Origin of the sequence: Ruegeria sp. HKCCA0235A (genome assembly GCF_013033235.1) — a bacterium.
Lineage (GTDB): Bacteria > Pseudomonadota > Alphaproteobacteria > Rhodobacterales > Rhodobacteraceae > Ruegeria.
In genome coordinates, this window is record NZ_WQDQ01000001.1 from 121,796 (window position 1) to 138,115 (window position 16,320).

General features: G+C 56.7%; 13 protein-coding genes. 8 read left to right on the top strand and 5 right to left on the bottom strand.

Going from position 1 to position 16,320, the window contains the following annotated elements; all coding sequences use genetic code 11:
• Nucleotides 1–121: 121 nt before the first annotated feature.
• From GOW56_RS00575 to GOW56_RS00585, 3 genes are all read left to right on the top strand, one after another.
• Nucleotides 122–700 (top strand): lytic transglycosylase domain-containing protein, encoded by a 579-nt coding sequence (locus tag GOW56_RS00575; protein ID WP_152457765.1) that lies wholly within the window; start codon nucleotides 122–124, stop codon nucleotides 698–700.
• A 97-nt stretch (nucleotides 701–797) separates the two neighbouring features.
• The gene (locus GOW56_RS00580) at nucleotides 798–1,760 is read left to right on the top strand and encodes a LuxR C-terminal-related transcriptional regulator (protein ID WP_171116283.1); all 963 of its coding nucleotides are present in this window, start codon (nucleotides 798–800) and stop codon (nucleotides 1,758–1,760) included.
• A gap of 130 nt (nucleotides 1,761–1,890) precedes the next feature.
• Nucleotides 1,891–2,877 carry an MBL fold metallo-hydrolase gene (locus tag GOW56_RS00585; RefSeq protein WP_171204629.1) on the top strand — a complete coding sequence of 329 codons (987 nt, stop codon included), beginning with the start codon at nucleotides 1,891–1,893 and terminating at the stop codon, nucleotides 2,875–2,877.
• Between the two features lie 120 nt (nucleotides 2,878–2,997).
• Here the strand turns inward: GOW56_RS00585 and GOW56_RS00590 are convergent, their stop codons facing one another.
• The 5 genes from GOW56_RS00590 to miaA all read right to left on the bottom strand — a co-directional run bounded on the left by GOW56_RS00590 (nucleotide 2,998) and on the right by miaA (nucleotide 10,752).
• A complete protein-coding gene (locus GOW56_RS00590) occupies nucleotides 2,998–5,085 on the bottom strand; it encodes an ABC transporter ATP-binding protein (protein ID WP_152457768.1) in 2,088 nt (695 codons plus the stop codon).
• Nucleotides 5,086–5,178: 93 nt separating this feature from the next.
• Complete coding sequence (locus GOW56_RS00595; protein ID WP_171204630.1) at nucleotides 5,179–6,642, bottom strand: ABC transporter permease; 1,464 nt, start codon at nucleotides 6,640–6,642, stop codon at nucleotides 5,179–5,181.
• Between the two features lie 13 nt (nucleotides 6,643–6,655).
• Nucleotides 6,656–7,702, bottom strand: a complete 1,047-nt coding sequence (locus GOW56_RS00600) for an ABC transporter permease (RefSeq protein WP_152457770.1) — start codon at nucleotides 7,700–7,702, stop codon at nucleotides 6,656–6,658.
• 136 nt (nucleotides 7,703–7,838) lie between these two features.
• Nucleotides 7,839–9,503, bottom strand: a complete 1,665-nt coding sequence (locus tag GOW56_RS00605) for an ABC transporter substrate-binding protein (protein WP_152457771.1) — start codon at nucleotides 9,501–9,503, stop codon at nucleotides 7,839–7,841.
• A gap of 355 nt (nucleotides 9,504–9,858) precedes the next feature.
• Complete coding sequence (gene miaA / locus GOW56_RS00610; protein WP_171204631.1) at nucleotides 9,859–10,752, bottom strand: tRNA (adenosine(37)-N6)-dimethylallyltransferase MiaA; 894 nt, start codon at nucleotides 10,750–10,752, stop codon at nucleotides 9,859–9,861.
• A gap of 97 nt (nucleotides 10,753–10,849) precedes the next feature.
• On the opposite strand from miaA, the gene pyrH reads away from it, so the two are divergent.
• From pyrH to GOW56_RS00635, 5 genes are all read left to right on the top strand, one after another.
• The gene (gene pyrH, locus GOW56_RS00615; RefSeq protein ID WP_152457773.1) at nucleotides 10,850–11,602 is read left to right on the top strand and encodes a UMP kinase; all 753 of its coding nucleotides are present in this window, start codon (nucleotides 10,850–10,852) and stop codon (nucleotides 11,600–11,602) included.
• Nucleotides 11,603–11,866: 264 nt separating this feature from the next.
• Nucleotides 11,867–13,093 (top strand): aminotransferase class V-fold PLP-dependent enzyme, encoded by a 1,227-nt coding sequence (locus GOW56_RS00620; protein ID WP_171204632.1) that lies wholly within the window; start codon nucleotides 11,867–11,869, stop codon nucleotides 13,091–13,093.
• Nucleotides 13,094–13,143: 50 nt separating this feature from the next.
• The gene (locus GOW56_RS00625; RefSeq protein WP_171204633.1) at nucleotides 13,144–14,568 is read left to right on the top strand and encodes a deoxyribodipyrimidine photo-lyase; all 1,425 of its coding nucleotides are present in this window, start codon (nucleotides 13,144–13,146) and stop codon (nucleotides 14,566–14,568) included.
• A 69-nt stretch (nucleotides 14,569–14,637) separates the two neighbouring features.
• A complete protein-coding gene (locus GOW56_RS00630) occupies nucleotides 14,638–15,846 on the top strand; it encodes a cyclopropane-fatty-acyl-phospholipid synthase family protein (protein ID WP_171168444.1) in 1,209 nt (402 codons plus the stop codon).
• Between the two features lie 15 nt (nucleotides 15,847–15,861).
• Nucleotides 15,862–16,302 (top strand): TrgA family protein, encoded by a 441-nt coding sequence (locus GOW56_RS00635; protein WP_171204634.1) that lies wholly within the window; start codon nucleotides 15,862–15,864, stop codon nucleotides 16,300–16,302.
• Nucleotides 16,303–16,320 lie beyond the last annotated feature (18 nt).

The following is a 16,320-nucleotide window of genomic DNA, read 5'->3' on the forward strand; positions in this document are numbered from 1 at the left end:
GATGAAAACAGTAGATACAACAGTGTTGGGCAAGAGTCTTACTTTGGCCTTTACCGAGCTTTCATTTTTTGTGGGAATACCTATAATCCGACTGGTTTCTTATCGAGCAGGATAGGCATTGATGCGTTCTTGGGTTGCTGGGTTTTCTGTTGTCTGCCTTGTGCTGGCCGTTTTGCCTGTGCAGGCGCAAACTCTATCTACCAAAAGCCGCAAGGATATCTTCCTCAAGCAGTCCAAGATTCTGGATTCCCGTGCGGCGACGCAGTATCGCGACTCCGCGAGGTTGAAACCCAAGACATCCCGTGCGCATACCGGCAAGCGATATACTGGCAAGTATCGCGGCCAGTATCTGGATCTGGCGAAACAGGCTGCCCGCCTTCACAACATTCCCGAAGACTTGTTCCTGCGCCTTGTTCAGCAGGAAAGCGGATGGAACCCGCACGCGAAGTCTCACAAGGGTGCTCTGGGATTGGCGCAATTGATGCCTCAGACCGCCGAGCTTCTGGGGGTCAACCCGCATGACCCCAAGCAGAATCTCGAAGGTGGGGCCAGATACCTGTCCTGGCAGTATCGCAAGTTCAAATCCTGGCCGCTGGCTTTGGCCGCCTACAATGCCGGCCCAAAAGCGGTGGAAAAACATGGCGGCATACCGCCATACAAGGAAACCCAGAACTACGTGAAGGTCATCTGGGGCGGTTAATCCCGATGCCGCGGCGCAGAACGTCCGGTTCTTGATCCGACGCAACCAGTCCAACTAATCTGAAAGGGTATCGTCCAGTAACTGGTGAGGTCTCCTCATGCCTGCTGACCACCCTGAGATTCCGCAAGAAACGCTGGCCAACTGGCAGCAACTGGTTGATCTGGTCGCGGAATTGGCGGATGTGCCCGCAAGCCTGATCATGAAAACCGACGCACCGGATCACGCGGTGCTGATCACTTCGGATCATCCCGAAAACCCGTATCCGGTTGGTTTGAGTTTCCAGTTGAATCCCAAACTTTATTGTCAGGGCGTCCTGCAGCGGGACGGAGAGCTGGTGGTTGAGGATGCAGCCTGCGATCCGGATTGGGCCGACAATGACGATCTGGAACATGGGATGACATTTTACATCGGCCTGCCGCTGAAATGGCCCGATGGATCGGTGTTCGGAACGATTTGTGTTCTGGATCGAAAGCAGAACCGGCGTGCCTTGTTGTTCCGCGAAGGGTTGGCGCAGTTCGCACGCATGGTCGAGTCGGATTTGGCTTTGTTGCAAGAGGTTTACCTGCGCCGCGCGCTGGAAGAGAAGCTCAACGAAACACTGGCGCAGCTTGAAACCCGTGTCGCGGATCGCACCCGTGAACTGCAGGAAACCAACACGGCGCTGCGCGTCCTGCTGTCCAGTCTGGATGACGAACGCAAAGGCCGCGATCACGAAATTGTCGAACAGGTGCGCGGCCGAGTTCTGCCCTATTTGGAAAAGGTTCGAACGCAGCTTTCCGGGGACGAAGCGCAGTATGTCTATCTTGAGTTGGCCGAGAAGAACCTGAACGAGATCACGGCTTCATTGTCGGACAAACTGACGGATGCGTTTGCAGCAATGACCCCGACCGAGATCGAGATTGCGCAGATGGTCATGTTTGGAAAAACAACCAAGGACATCGCCAAGGCCCTGTCCCGAGAAACATCGACAATCGATTTTCACCGCAACAACATCCGCCGCAAGCTGGGCCTTGAAGGGCGCAGCCAGAACCTGCGCAGTCATTTGCTCTCGATTTCGTGAACACGGAATATGGGGTTTTCCCCCATATTCCGCCCCCATTTTTTCGGTCTGAGCCAAGATGCCTTGGCTTGTTACCTTTGGTTGGGACGTGCGGAAAACCTGCACATGTCCAACAGAGAGGTACACAAAAATGGATCGCAAAGATCTGAAACCAACCATCCTGAACGGGGACAAGGATCATCTGGCGCCGGGGCTGTCTCGCCGGTCTTTCTTTATGGCGGCGGGGGCTGTCGGTGTCGGCGCGACTGCTTCCGTACTGGGCGCAAGATCGGCTCAGGCGCAGTCTCAGGCGTGGCTACAGCCGGGCAACAACAACCATGTGATCGATCTGCAAGGCGCAACGGGTCAGGCCAGCACCGGGACGGTTGGCATCGACTATTATGGTCATTGTGCGATCAAGATCACCTCGCCCAATGGCGCAACAGCGCTGTTTGATCCCTGGCGCGATGATCCGTCGGGCGCATGGGGGCTTTGGTTCCGCAACGAATTCCCGCAAATCCCGGTGGATATCACCCTGTCGACCCATGCCCATTTTGATCACGATGCGATTGAACGCCCAAGTTCGACCATGGTGCTGGATCGCATGGTGGGAAATTTCGAGTTTGCAGACATCAAGATCACCGGTTTTGCCGACAAGCACGCCTGTGTCGCGCCGGGATGGTATGATTGGACCAATGCGCTGGCCGAGTTCGGCGTGGAAGCCTGCCCGCCGAACAACGTGGGCCACATGGATATGGTCGTCTATCTGGTCGAGACCGGCGGCATTCGAGCGCTGATCTGGGGCGACAACCGCCACAACCCGCCGCAGGAGTTCTGGGACGCGATCGGACGGGTGGATGTTCTGACGCTGCCGGTTGATGGCTCGGAACATATCCTCAGCTTCGATCAGGGCAACGACATCGTATCCAAGCTCAAGCCCAAGGTGATCATCCCCACACATTACCTGAATGAGGTCACATCCTACACGCTGACCACTCTGCAATCCGCCGACGACTGGGTGAAGGGGCAGCAGAGCTACAAGATGCTTGACAGTGCCAGCCTTCAGCTTGAAGCTGGTGACATTGCCGGAATGAACCAGGAATTCATGCATTTTGGCAACAACGTCATGACCGGCTGACGAATTCCCGGGATCGCCACTCACGCCACTCCCAAGCGCCGCCTGTCTCCCCAAGAAACCACGGCGCCAAAAGAAAGGGCCGGTCCCTGACCGGCCCTTTTTCAAGGTTCAGAAACGGGTTTACTCCGCCGCGACTTTGATCACCGGCTCCATCCGGGCCAGAATATCTTCGGCCAGGTGGCATTTGATCTGGTGCCCATCCGCCAGCGTCTGCACCGGCGGCACATGGGATTCGCACCGACCGTCAGGCACCTCGGATTTCCATCGGCAACGCGTCTGGAACGGACAGCCTGGTGGCGGGTTCATGGCCGAGGGAATATCGCCTTCCAGAACGATATGCTGCTTTTCGATCGAGGTATCCGCAATCGGAACCGCGCTCAGCAGCGCCTCGGTGTAGGGGTGATAGGGCGGGGCAAAGACCTGATCCGTGGTGCCCAACTCTACGACATGGCCCAGATACATCACCATGACCCGGTCACTGAGGTAACGCACGATGGACAGATCGTGGCTGATGAACAGCAGCGTGGTCTTGTGCTGTCGCTGTATCTCCATCAACAGATCCGTCACGGCAGCCTGAACCGACACATCCAGCGCCGAAACGGGTTCGTCCGCCACAACGATACGTGCATCGCCGGCAAAGGCGCGCGCGATACCCACGCGCTGTTTCTGACCACCGGACAGCTGTCGCGGCATCCTGTCTGCAAAGGCGCGCGGCAGCTTCACCAGATCAAGCAGTTCCAGCATCCGCTTCTTTCGCTCGGCTTCAGAGTTTCCGACACCGAAGATTTCAAGCGCCCGGATGATCTGACGGCCAACGGTCATCGACGGATTCAGCGTGTCGAACGGGTTCTGGAAAACCATCTGAACTTCGCCGATCGTCTTGGCATCGCGTTCTTCGATGGGCACCTGTTCGATGTTGCGGTTGTCCAGCAGGATCTGCCCGTCTGTGGCCGTCTCCAATCCCATAAGGACCTTGGCGAAGGTGGACTTGCCGCAGCCGGATTCCCCCACGATGGCCAGTGTCTCGGATTCGTGCGCCTCGAAGCTGAGCGTTTCGTTGGCCTTCACCACCTTCTTCTCACCGCCGCCAAACAAGGCATTTGCCGCAACCTCGTAATATTTCTTGAGGTTGTCCATTTTCAGAACCGTTCGGCCGATTTCACCCTTTTCTTTCTGATCGGCCAGCGCAAGTGGGGCGTTCCAGTCGATTTCCTGGAATTTAAGGCAGCGGGTGTGGTGCCGGTCATTTCCCGGAACGGCCTCCATCAGGATTTCCTTCGCGTCACAGCGCCCCTCTTCGAAATAGTCGCACCGCGGTCCAAAGTTGCAACCCGGAGGCCGCTCGTGGGGCAATGGGAAGTTCCCCGGAATAGCCACCAGCGGACGCGTGTTCTTGTCAGCCCCCGGCAGCGGGATCGAACGGAACAGCGCCTGTGTATAAGGGTGCTGCATCTCGTCGAACACATCCTTGATCGAGCCACGCTCGACCGCTTCACCCGAATACATGACGCAAAGACGGTCGCAGGTTTCCAGAACCAGCCCGAGATTGTGCGAGATAAACAACATCGAAGTGCCGTATTTCTTGCCCAGATCCTTGACCAGTTCGACCACAGCGGCCTCGACCGTCACGTCCAAAGCTGTTGTCGGCTCATCCAGGATCAACAGCGCCGGTTTCGACATCAGCGCCATCGCAATCACGATCCGCTGCTGCTGACCACCCGACAGTTGGTGCGGAAATGAATTCAACATCCGCTCGGGGTCTGGCAGGCGAACATCCGTCACCACTTCCAGCGCGCGGGAATAAGCCTCTTCCTGACTCACCCCCTCGTGGATCATCGGCACTTCCATCAATTGTTTGCCGATCTTCATCGCCGGATTCAGCGATGCCATCGGTTCCTGATAGATCATCGCGATTTCATTGCCGCGAATGTCGCGCAACTCTTCGGCCGACATCTCTGCCAGATCGCGGCCCTTGAACTTTATCGTGCCTCCGACGATGCGACCGTTCTTGCCAAGATCCTGCATCACGCCCAGTGCCACGGTCGATTTGCCACAACCGGATTCACCAACCAGCCCCACGGCTTCGCCGGGCTCTACGCTGACCGAGAAATCCATCACGGCGGGGATTTCCCGCAGGCGGGTAAAGAATGAGATGGACAGCTTGTCGATCTCCAGGATCGGGCCGTCATAATCCGCCATTTTGCTCATTTTGCTTACTCCTCACCAAATGCGGGGATCCCCTTCATCTGGCCAAAAATATCCCGGGGGGTCCGGGGGGCTGGCCCCCCGGCCTCGATCACATCAGTCCTTCAGGCTTTCCTCGCGAAGACCGTCAGCCAGCAGGTTCAGACCAAGAACCAGCGACAGCAGGGCAAACGCAGGAGGAAGGGCAGGGTGCAGGTAGATCGACAGCAGCTTGCGCCCCTCGTTGATCGTGGATCCCCAGTCCGGGCTTTCCGGCGGAAGGCCCAGTCCGAAGAAGCCCAAAGTCCCCAGAAGAATGGTGGTGTACCCGATGCGCAGACAGAAATCGACGATCAGGGGGCCACGGGCGTTGGGCAGGATTTCCCACAGCATGATGTACCAGGGACCCTCGCCACGGGTCTGGGCCGCAGCCACATAGTCTCGGGTTTTGATGTCCAGCGCCAAACCACGCACGATGCGGAACACCGTGGGCGAGTTCACAAAGACCACTGAAACGAAAACCACAAGAATGCCGCCAGGGATATCGAACAGATCCAGATATGTTGGTAGTCCCCAGATCCGATAGGCGTCGGTATTGATGATGTAGCCACCGGTCGAAATCAGCGACAGATACAGCCAGATCGCAACACCCAGAACACCGATAAGCAATGGCGTGCGGAAATTCGGGCGCGTGTAATAGCGCGAATTCAGCAATACGCCGATGAACAGGATCGGGAACACGAACAACACGGCCGCCATGTAGTTCGGCACCCCGGTTGCCACGATTTCCGGCGTCACCAGCAGGTAGAACAGCAGGATCACCGGGAAGGCGAGGATCAGGTTGGCGAGGAAGGACAGGAACGTATCAAAACGGCCCCCATAGTAACCGGCGGGAAGCCCCAGCGTAATGCCGACCATAAAGGCGAACATCGTTGCCAGCGGTGCAATCTGCACCACAACCCAGGCCCCCTTGACCATCCGGCTGAATACGTCTCGCGCCAGATTGTCACCGCCCAGAAGATACCAAGCATACTCGCCGTCCTCCAGATTAGGCAGAGGCGTTCCCGGCACTTTGTTCTTCATGCCAGATATCTGTGTCAGCGGGTCATGGGTTACGATCAGATCAAGCGCGCCGAAGATGCCGGTAAAAACCCAGAACATCACAAGGCCAAAGCCGATCATTCCGATGGGACTGTCATACAGTTTGCCGTACAACCCCAACCGTCGTTTGAAGGCGATGGACATGGCGAACATGATGATCAGCGCGACCCATACAGGCAGGAATTGCTGGGAAATGGCGCCGATGATCCCTGCGCCAGTGCCCATCAGAATGCCCAGCACCAGATAAGCCACGGCCAATCCCACGCTGGCAAGGAAACTGTAATGCAGCACAAGCTGGATCAATCCACGGACACCGCCGCCAGAACTGACGGATCCATCCGGATTCACGACAATCTGCTGTTCAGGCAAAAAAATACTGGCGATGATCCAGACCAGGATCGACAGCAAAAGTACTGCCAGTGCAATCATCAGCAGCGGGTTCAGGAAGGCGATAGAGCCGGTCCAGGTTAGTGGTTCCATAATCTCACCCTCCTTATGAAATGCGAATGCGCGGGTTGAGGTAAACGTAGCCGATATCCGAGATCAGCTGCGTTATCAGAACCACGAAGACCGACACGACCGAGATCGCCAGCAGAAGCTGGATGTCGTTGTTGCCAGCGGCCTGAACTAGCGCCCAGCCGAAACCCTTGTAGTTGAACAGGGTTTCAACAATCACCACGCCGTTCAGCAGCCATGGGAACTGCAGCATGATAACCGTGAACGGCGCGATCAACGCGTTGCGCAAGGCGTGTTTCATGACGATGTTCGGGAACGAGACACCCTTCAGCCGTGCGGTCCGAATGTATTGCGCCGTCATCACTTCGGTCATCGAAGCGCGGGTCATCCGGGCGATATAGCCCATACCGTACAGCGCAATGGTGAGAACCGGCAGGAAGAAGTTCTCGAATGTCGGGTTCTCCATCGCTTGCGTCGCGGTTCCCTTGAACCATTTCAGCCCCACGGTGGACGAGGTGAAAATCGCGATGAAGATAACGCCAGATACATATTCCGGTGTCGCTGTCGTGATGATTGAGAAGGTCGACAATGATCGATCCAGGGCTGATCCCTCTCGCATCCCGGCCAGTACACCAACGATCAGTGCAGATGGCACCATCAGGACCAAAACCCAGAACATCAGGTAACCTGTATTGCCCAAGCGCTTGCCAACGATGGTTCCGACTTCTTCCTTGAAAACGGTTGAGTATCCCCAATCGCCCTGAAGAACACCACAATATCTTGCCGTGTCCTCTGCCGTCGAACCGGGTCTTGTGCAGGTTCCCACGAACTGGCCATCTTCCAGTGTATTCTGGAACCCGGGCATCACGCCCAACCATTGGCCGTATTTAACGAGTGTCGGCTGCAAGTAGCCGCGGTTTTCCAACCAGGCTTCGACCTGCTCATCCGACATACGCTGGTTGCCCTGCGTTTTCGCCAGCTTTTCAAGGTTCGGGTATAGGTTGGTCAGGAAAAAGACGACGAATGTCAGACATAATGCCGTAAGCAGCATCACTCCGAACCGTCGTAGGATAAATAGTCCCATGGTGGCCCCTGTTGTTCAGGTATTCCGCAGATCATTGGACCATTTTCTGGCCTCGGACGTCCGACCCCGCGTCGGCAAGTCTGCGGCTGGAAAGGGGCGCCCGTGTCAGGCGCCCCTCGTGTGTGGATTGCAGTGCTTAGGCAGCCCAGCCCCACTTGTAGTGATGGTGTTCGAAGGTCACATGCATGTCGGTTCCAACAAGACCCTCTTTCATGTGGCGATAGAGCGAGCGCCAATAGGGCTGAATAGTAACCCCATCTTCCTGAAGCAGTGCTTCGCCACGCGCCATGACTTCGCGACGCTTGTCCGCGTCGGCAATGGCCAGCGCCTCTTCCAGAATGGCGTCAAACTCGGGGCTCGCATAGCCGAACTCGTTCCAGGCTTCGCCCGTACGATAAGCAAGCGCCCAAATCTGAACACCCAACGGACGCGGGTTCCAGTTGGTCGAGCTGAACGGGTACTTGGCCCAGTCGTTCCAGAAGGTATTGCCCGGCAGAACGGTCCGCTTGACTTTGATCCCGGCATCGCGCAGCTGCGCGGCAACAGCATCTGTGGTGTTGCGACGCCAGTCATCGTCGATCGAGATGATCTCGTGCTCGAAATCTCCGAAACCGGCTTCGTCCATCAACGCCTTGGCTGCTGCGGGATCAACCTTTTGCGGCGGAAGCTCGGCATATTCCGGATGCAGCGGCGCCACGTGATGGTTTTCCGCCGGCGCTCCGCGACCGCCATAGCCCAGTTCCAGACAAACTGAATTGTCTACGGCCATCTGAAGGGCCTGCCGGACACGTTTGTCCGCATAAGGCTTCTGCCCGTCGATCTCGGCCAGCTGGTTGGGACGAATAACGATGGTCGCGGCGGTCACCACTTCTGACTTCACATAGCCAAGCCCGTCCATCACGTCGATGAATTCACCCACCGACTCATACAGCATGTCGACTTCGTCGGATTCCAGCGCCGCCAACCAGGCAGAAGGGTCGGTTCCGTAGTCGATGTACTCGATACGGTCCAGGGCAGGGCGGCCATACACTTCTTCGCCCCACCAGGTGTGATCCGGGTTGCGAACCAGAACGGCTTTAACGCCAACCTCAAGTTCGTCCATCAGATATGGGCCGGTTCCCACATTGTTCAGCAGGTCAGTCTCGCTGAACGAGCTATGAACAATCGCGCCGGGATAGTCGGCCATGCCCGGAATAAGGGTGATATCCGGCTTTGGCAGGTTCAGTTTGACCGTGGTTGCGTCGACGACTTCGATGACACCCTCACCGGCCTGACCGGTATCCGCGTCAATCAGGGTTGCAAAGCGGCCCGCCATCGAGTTGGTTTCCGAGCTCTTGTCACACCAGCGCGCGATGTTGCGGGCAACATCGTCAGCCGTGAAATCGTCGCCATTGTTCCACTTGACGCCCGGACGGACATTCAGAGTGTAAACGGTCGCGTCGTCGTTGACTTCCCAGCTTTCCAGCAGCATGCCGCGGAACGAGCCGTCCGAGTTGTACTCGACCAGATATTCCAGCGTGCCGCGCGTCACGTTTGCGATCTGCGACCAGTCATAAGTTCTGGGATCTTTGAGGGCGCGGACTTCCTGCTGGACACGCAGCGTGCCGCCTTCCTGCTTTGCTGTTTCGGCCAAAGCAGGTGTCGGCAATCCGATCATGCCATAGGCAGCTGCGGCAGTAACCCCAAGACTGGTTGCGCGCGTCATGAATTCCCTTCGGCTTAGCTTGCCGTCGCGGTATTCCTGAGCGTGCATCGCTGCCGCCCAGTGCACCTTGTCTTCGGTGGATACGGTATTCGTCATGGATGTCTCCCTGTGACACTGATTTTGTTGATTGATTATGGCTCTACGCGACCCGGTTTCTTACGGTCGCCAGAGTGAAGGATTTTGTTTCTTGGACTCTGTTCATCCCCATGTCGTTATTCGGCACCAGATTTCTGATAAGGTCAATGTTCGAAATCGTCATAAGTAGTACAAAAACGACATTCGCGATCCGTTGAAGTCGTGAAGACGCATTTCTTCCAGCAGCCCAAAACGATGCCGACTTACCCATTGTTTTCCTGGTTTGTTAAGGGAAACCGCAGTAAATCATTAAGTTCTCGTAAGCTTCGAGAGCTGGCGGGGCATCTTGCTTGTGCAATGTCAGACGTGCCGGGTATCACCTAGTGGGATCGACGTGATTCCAGGCCTTCATTCGGGCGCGAAACCAGGTGCGCTGACGCTTGGCGAATTGCCGCGTCGCTATGGTTGCGCGCTCTCGCGCCTGATCCAAAGTCATCGCGCCGTCCAGATATGCCCTGAGTTCCGGCACGCCTATGGCCTTGCAGGACGGAAGGGTGGGATCGAACCGGTCCTGCATGGTACGCACTTCCTCGATCGCGCCCTGTTCCAGCATCTGGTCAAAGCGGCGTTCTATCCTGTTCAGCAGCCATGCTTTATCAACGTCAAAAACGATCGGCAGGGTCTCGTTCAGCGGAAGTGCCGGTGGGGGCGTTTCGGCTTGCCACGACAACAGGCTGCGACCTGTGGCGCGCTGCACCTCCCATGCGCGTTGCACGCGGGCACGGTTGTGTATGTCCAGCTTTGCAAGCGTGTCTGCATCGACCCCCTCCAGAAGGTCTACCATGGGCATCTGATCGGCCTCGGCCCGAACTTCGGGTGGCGTCGCAGGAATTTGGGCCATGCCTTCGGTCAGGGCCGAGAAATACAATCCGGTCCCACCGACAATGATCGGGCGCTGGTGCCCCGTTAACAGAGGCAGGACCTCTCGCAGCCAATGGCCGGTAGAATAATCCTGATCATAGGCGACGTGCCCGTACAACAAATGCGGCGCGCGGGCTTCTTCCTGGGCGGACGGCCGGGCCGAGATGACGCGCCAGCAGTCATAAACCTGGCTCGCATCCGCATTGACGATAACCCCGCCATGGCGTTCGGCGATCTCCAGCGCCAGTGCTGATTTCCCGGACGCCGTAGGCCCCGCGATCAGAACCGGCTTGTCGTCCGGAACAGGCGGCAGTTGCCGAAAAAGCAGGTCTGTTGATCGCCGGGTCATGCGCGGTTGCCTCTATCCTCACCAACCGCATTGAACCTGCGGAGCTTTTGCTTCATTTTGCGCCGGAAATTAACCCCGTGCCAGCCCGGAGCGCAACATGAGCCTTTCCCCTTCTTCTGAAACAGCCGAGACCCCGAAAACAAAGTACAATCGGGTCATGTTGAAAATCTCAGGCGAAGCTTTGATGGGGGATCAGGGATTCGGTTTGCACCCGCCAACCGTGCAACGCATCGCGCAGGAAGTGAAATCGGTTCACGATCTGGGCGTTGAGATTTGCATGGTCATCGGCGGTGGAAACATTTTTCGCGGCCTGAGCGGTTCAGCCCAGGGCATGGAACGGACAACGGCGGATTATATGGGCATGTTGGCCACGGTGATGAACGCGCTGGGGATGCAATCCGCACTGGAAGAGATCGGAGTGTTCACCCGCGTGATATCGGCCATTCGCATGGACGAGGTGTGCGAACCCTATATCCGCCGCCGGGCTGTTCGACACCTCGAGAAGAAGAGGGTCTGTATCTTCGCCGCCGGTACTGGCAACCCGTATTTCACGACAGACACCGCAGCCACCCTGCGCGCCAACGAAATGGCGTGCGAGGCGATCTTCATGGGCAAGAACGGAGTGGATGGCGTATATGACAAAGACCCAGCGGAACACGCTGACGCCGTACGCTATGATACCGTGACCTATGATGACGTGCTGGCCAAACGGTTGCGGGTCATGGATGCTTCGGCCATCGCGCTGGCACGCGACAACAATCTGCCCCTGATCGTCTTTGGGCTAGATGAGCCCGGCGGCTTCCGCGGAATTCTCGCGGGCGAGGGGACCTATACCAAGGTTCAGGGTTGAAGCCAAAGGAGTCGCCTGACAATTCCGCAAGCTTTCAAAGCCCCGGCATCGAGCCGGGGCTTTTTTGTTTTGCTTTCGCTTGACGGTTGTGAACGGCCCTGTCTAAGTATCGCTGTCCTTCCAAGACGAAGGGCTGCCCCGTGTTTCGTCGGCCAAAGGCCCAAGCACAGGCTGGGCTGGAAGACCTGCCATGATTTCTGAGATGTCCGGAAACATGCGCGGGCATCTCATTGATCTGACTGCACAACTAAGGAGCAATGAGGCATGAAATCTCTGGATATCGATTTCGTTCGGGCGCAGTTCCCGGCCTTTTCAGAACCCAGCCTGCAAGGGCAGGCGTTCTTCGAAAATGCAGGTGGGTCTTACACCTGCAAACCAGTAATCGACCGGCTGACGCGGTTCTACACGCAGCGCAAGGTTCAGCCTTACGCCCCATATGAGGCCAGCCGCCTTGCGGGCGCCGAAATGGACGAGGCGCGTGCGCGTATGGCTGCAATTCTGGGAGTCGACACGGATGAGTTGAGTTTTGGCCCTTCAACCACCCAGAACACCTATGTCCTGGCGCAAGCGTTCCGGCAATGGATGAAGCCCGGCGAGGCGATCGTCGTGACCAATCAGGATCACGAAGCCAACTCTGGCCCATGGCGTCGTCTGGTCGAGGCCGGGATAGAGGTGAGGGAATGGCAGATCGACCCCGAAACCGGGTCGCTGAACCCTCAGGATCTTGAAAACATGCTGGACGAAAAAGTGCGTCTGGTCTGTTTCCCGCATTGCTCAAATGTCGTTGGCGAGATCAATCCGGTCACCGAGATCACTGCTATTGCGCATGCGGCGGGTGCGTTTGTCTGCGTTGATGGCGTATCCTACGCCCCGCACGGATTTCCGAATGTTGGCGATCTGGGGCCGGATATCTATTTGTTTTCTGCTTACAAGACCTATGGCCCGCACCAGGGGTGCATGGTCATCCGCCGCACATTGGGTGCGCTGTTGCCCAACCAGGCGCATTATTTCAACGGTGACGTCCTGTACAAGCGGTTCACCCCGGCTGGACCCGATCACGCGCAGATTGCGGCCAGTGCAGGTATGGCGGATTATGTTGAGCTGCTTTGCGCCCACCATGGCGGGCCTGAGGCGGGCGCGGCGGAGCAGGGCGTATTTGTCCACGATCTGATGCGATCACACGAAGAGTCATTGCTGCAACCGGTTCTGGATGCGGTAAAGGATCGAAACGCTGTGCGCCTGTTCGGTCCTTCCGACGCCAGTCGGCGCGCGCCCACCGTCGCGCTTTCGTTGAACCGTCCGGCTGAACCGGTTGCGGCGGAACTGGCGCAATATGGTGTCATGGCTGGTGGCGGAGACTTCTATGCGGTGCGCCCCTTGCAGGCGATGGGCGTCGACCCGGCGCAGGGTGTTTTGAGGGTCAGCTTCACTCACTACACCACGCAGCAGGAAATTGATCAGCTTTTAGAGGCTCTTGAGCGCGTTTTGTGATCCACTACTCTTGAGGGTGCGTAGAAATCAAAAAACCTCAAGGGCGTATTGTGAAGCAACAGCAGGCTCCGATCATTTTGTGGTTTCGACGGGACTTGCGTCTGTCGGACCACCCCGCGTTGACTGCAGCGGCCGAAAGTGGCCGTCCGGTCATACCTTTGTTTATTCATGACAACCTCGTCGAACAGATGGGGGCTGCGCCGAAGTGGCGGTTGGGCTTGGGGCTGGAAGCTTTCACAGCGTCACTGGCCAATATGGGCAGCCGACTGATTTTCCGACGCGGCGACGCACTTGAACAGGTGCAGCAGGTCATGGCCGAGACCGGCGCAACCTCAGTCTTCTGGTCTCGCGCTTACGATCCGGCCTCAATCGAACGCGACAAGACGATCAAGTCTGTGCTTACAAAAGTAGGAGTGACGGCAAAGTCATTTGCGGGGCATCTTCTTTTTGAGCCCTGGACTGTCGCTACAAAAACAGGAAATCCGTTTCGGGTCTACACGCCCATGTGGCGTGCGGTTCAGGGGCGGGATGTACAATTTCCCGACGCGCGGGTTGCCGATTTGCAGGCCCCGATGTCGTGGCCCGCTTCTGACAAATTGAGCGATTGGCAGATGGGGGATGCCATGAACAGGGGCGCGGCCGTCGTTCGCCCTCATGTAAATCCCGGCGAACAGGCCGCCTTGGATCATCTCGAGGCGTTTCTTGGGCGAATTTCTCACTATTCCAACAACCGGGACAGGTTGGATCAAGACGGAACTTCCAACCTGTCGGAATACCTGTCTTTGGGTGAAATCGGGCCGCGTACAGTCTGGCATATGGTCCAAAGGGCCGCATTGACTGGAACACCCGGTGCCGATGCCTATCTACGTCAACTCGTCTGGCGCGAGTTTGCCTATCACCTGATGTATCACACGCCCCAACTGGTGGCTTCCAACTGGAAGCCGGAATGGAACAGTTTTCCCTGGAATACCGATCCGGACCATCCCGAAGTCACCGCGTGGCAGCAGGCCAGAACTGGAATACCTGTCGTCGATGCTGGGCTGCGGCAAATGTATGTGACGGGTCGAATGCATAACCGGGCTCGGATGATTGTCGCAAGCTATCTGACCAAGCATCTTATGACCCACTGGAAAATAGGGATGAATTGGTTTGAGGATTGCCTGATCGACTGGGACCCGGCCTGCAATGCCATGGGCTGGCAGTGGGTTGCTGGATCTGGGCCCGATGCATCCCCGTTTTTCAGGATTTTCAATCCCCAGACGCAAGCTGAGAAATTCGATCCTGACGGGAATTATACGCATCGCTGGATTGCCGAAAGTTATTCCGAACCCACCAAAACCGCCATGTCGTATTTTGATGCCGTCCCGCGTTCATGGGGGCTGCGTCCGGATGCGGATTACCCCAAACCGATAGTCGAATTGCCCGAAGGGCGGACTCGCGCGTTGCGCGCATATGAAAGCCGAAAATCCCACTAAGGAACTGAAAACTTGCCAGAAACAATTTCGCCGCCTAGCTTTGTACGCGTACCGCAGAGGGGAGAGCGGATGATCCTGACGACGACCGAAGGGCAAAAAGACCTGCCCAGATATTTCGCCCAAGTCTTTAAAATGTTGAACCGGATGGAATCCGGGCGTCTTGATATCAGACTACCCGACGGTCGCACGTTTCGCGCAGAAGGCGCAAAGGCCGGGCCGGTGGCACAGGTCGATATTCACGACGACGATGTCTTTGCGCGCCTGATCCGCGAAGGTGAACTGGGTTTCTCCGATGCGTATCTGGACGGCCATTGGAGTACACCCGATCTGCGGTCTTTCATGGATCTTGTGCATCTTGGAACCGAGACCGTTTATGACGGGTTTACGGGCCAGTTTCTGGTTCAGGCTTACGAACGGCTGCGGTTCTGGCTGCACAGAAACAACAGGGCCCAAGCCAAAAAGAACATCTCGTATCACTACGATCTGGGTAACGAATTTTACAGTTCTTGGCTGGATGACACGATGACCTATTCCAGCGCGATTTTTGAGTCTGGGCAGGAAAGCCTCGAGAAGGCCCAGATAGCCAAATACGCAAGTCTTGTGGATGAGATGGGTGCCAAACCGGGTGACCATGTACTGGAGATCGGATGTGGCTGGGGCGGCTTCGCGGAATATGCCGCAAAGGAACGAGGTTTGCGTGTCACCGGCCTGACCATCAGTGAGGAGCAATTCAAGTACGCCAAGGAACGTATTGAAAAAGCAGGTTTATCAGATCGGGTTGAATTCAAGCTTCAAGACTATCGGGATGAACGCGGGGTCTATGACGGCATCGCATCCATCGAAATGTTCGAGGCCGTGGGTCAGAAATACTGGCCGGTCTATTTCGAAACCGTTCGTGAGCGGTTGAAGCCCGGTGCCCAGGCAACCTTGCAAATCATCACGGTGGGTGATCATCGCTGGGATTTTTACAAGAATGGCGTTGATTTCATTCAGAAATATATCTTTCCCGGCGGGATGCTACCGTCGCCGACCATCCTGCGTCAGCAGATCGATCAGGCCGGGTTGAAAGTCGTGCATTCGAAGGAATTCGGGAAAAGCTATGATCTGACTCTGCGCCGTTGGTATGAAACGTTCAACGACAAATGGGATCAGATCTCGGACATGGGGTTTGATGAGCGTTTCCGCCGCATGTGGAATTATTATTTGACTGCGTGCGGTGCGGCCTTTGACACGGGCAATTGCGATGTGACACAGATCACAATAGCAAAACCAAGTTAACTCACGGACCGTCACATGCCCACTGCCTCGCGTCTCGTCGCCGCTGTTTGTCTCGTCGTGCTGGCCTTTCTTGTTTCAAGCATGGTTATCGAAAACGGCGAAGAGGGTAAGGACTATGGCTACTTCACCTATGTGAATATGGCTCTTGGTGCGATCTGTGGTTGGAAAATCATGGGCAAGCGCGCTGGGCGTGGTTGGACAGCGGGTATTAATAACGGCCTGACCGGCGTTGCTTCGCTGGTTTTCTGGGCGCTGTTTGTGCAGGGGTGCTACCGTATGTTCGACCTTGCGATGCGCAATCGATATGGCGGCCCGTTCGAAGCTGTGATGGCCATTTTTTCGATCGGTATCGATTATGGCAAGCAGCTGATCTATCCCGAAATTCTGGTTGCACTCGCACTTGGCGCCGTTGTCGCCGGTCTGGCCACGGAACAGGCCAGCCGCAAATGGCGCTGAACCGTTTCGTCACAAGAG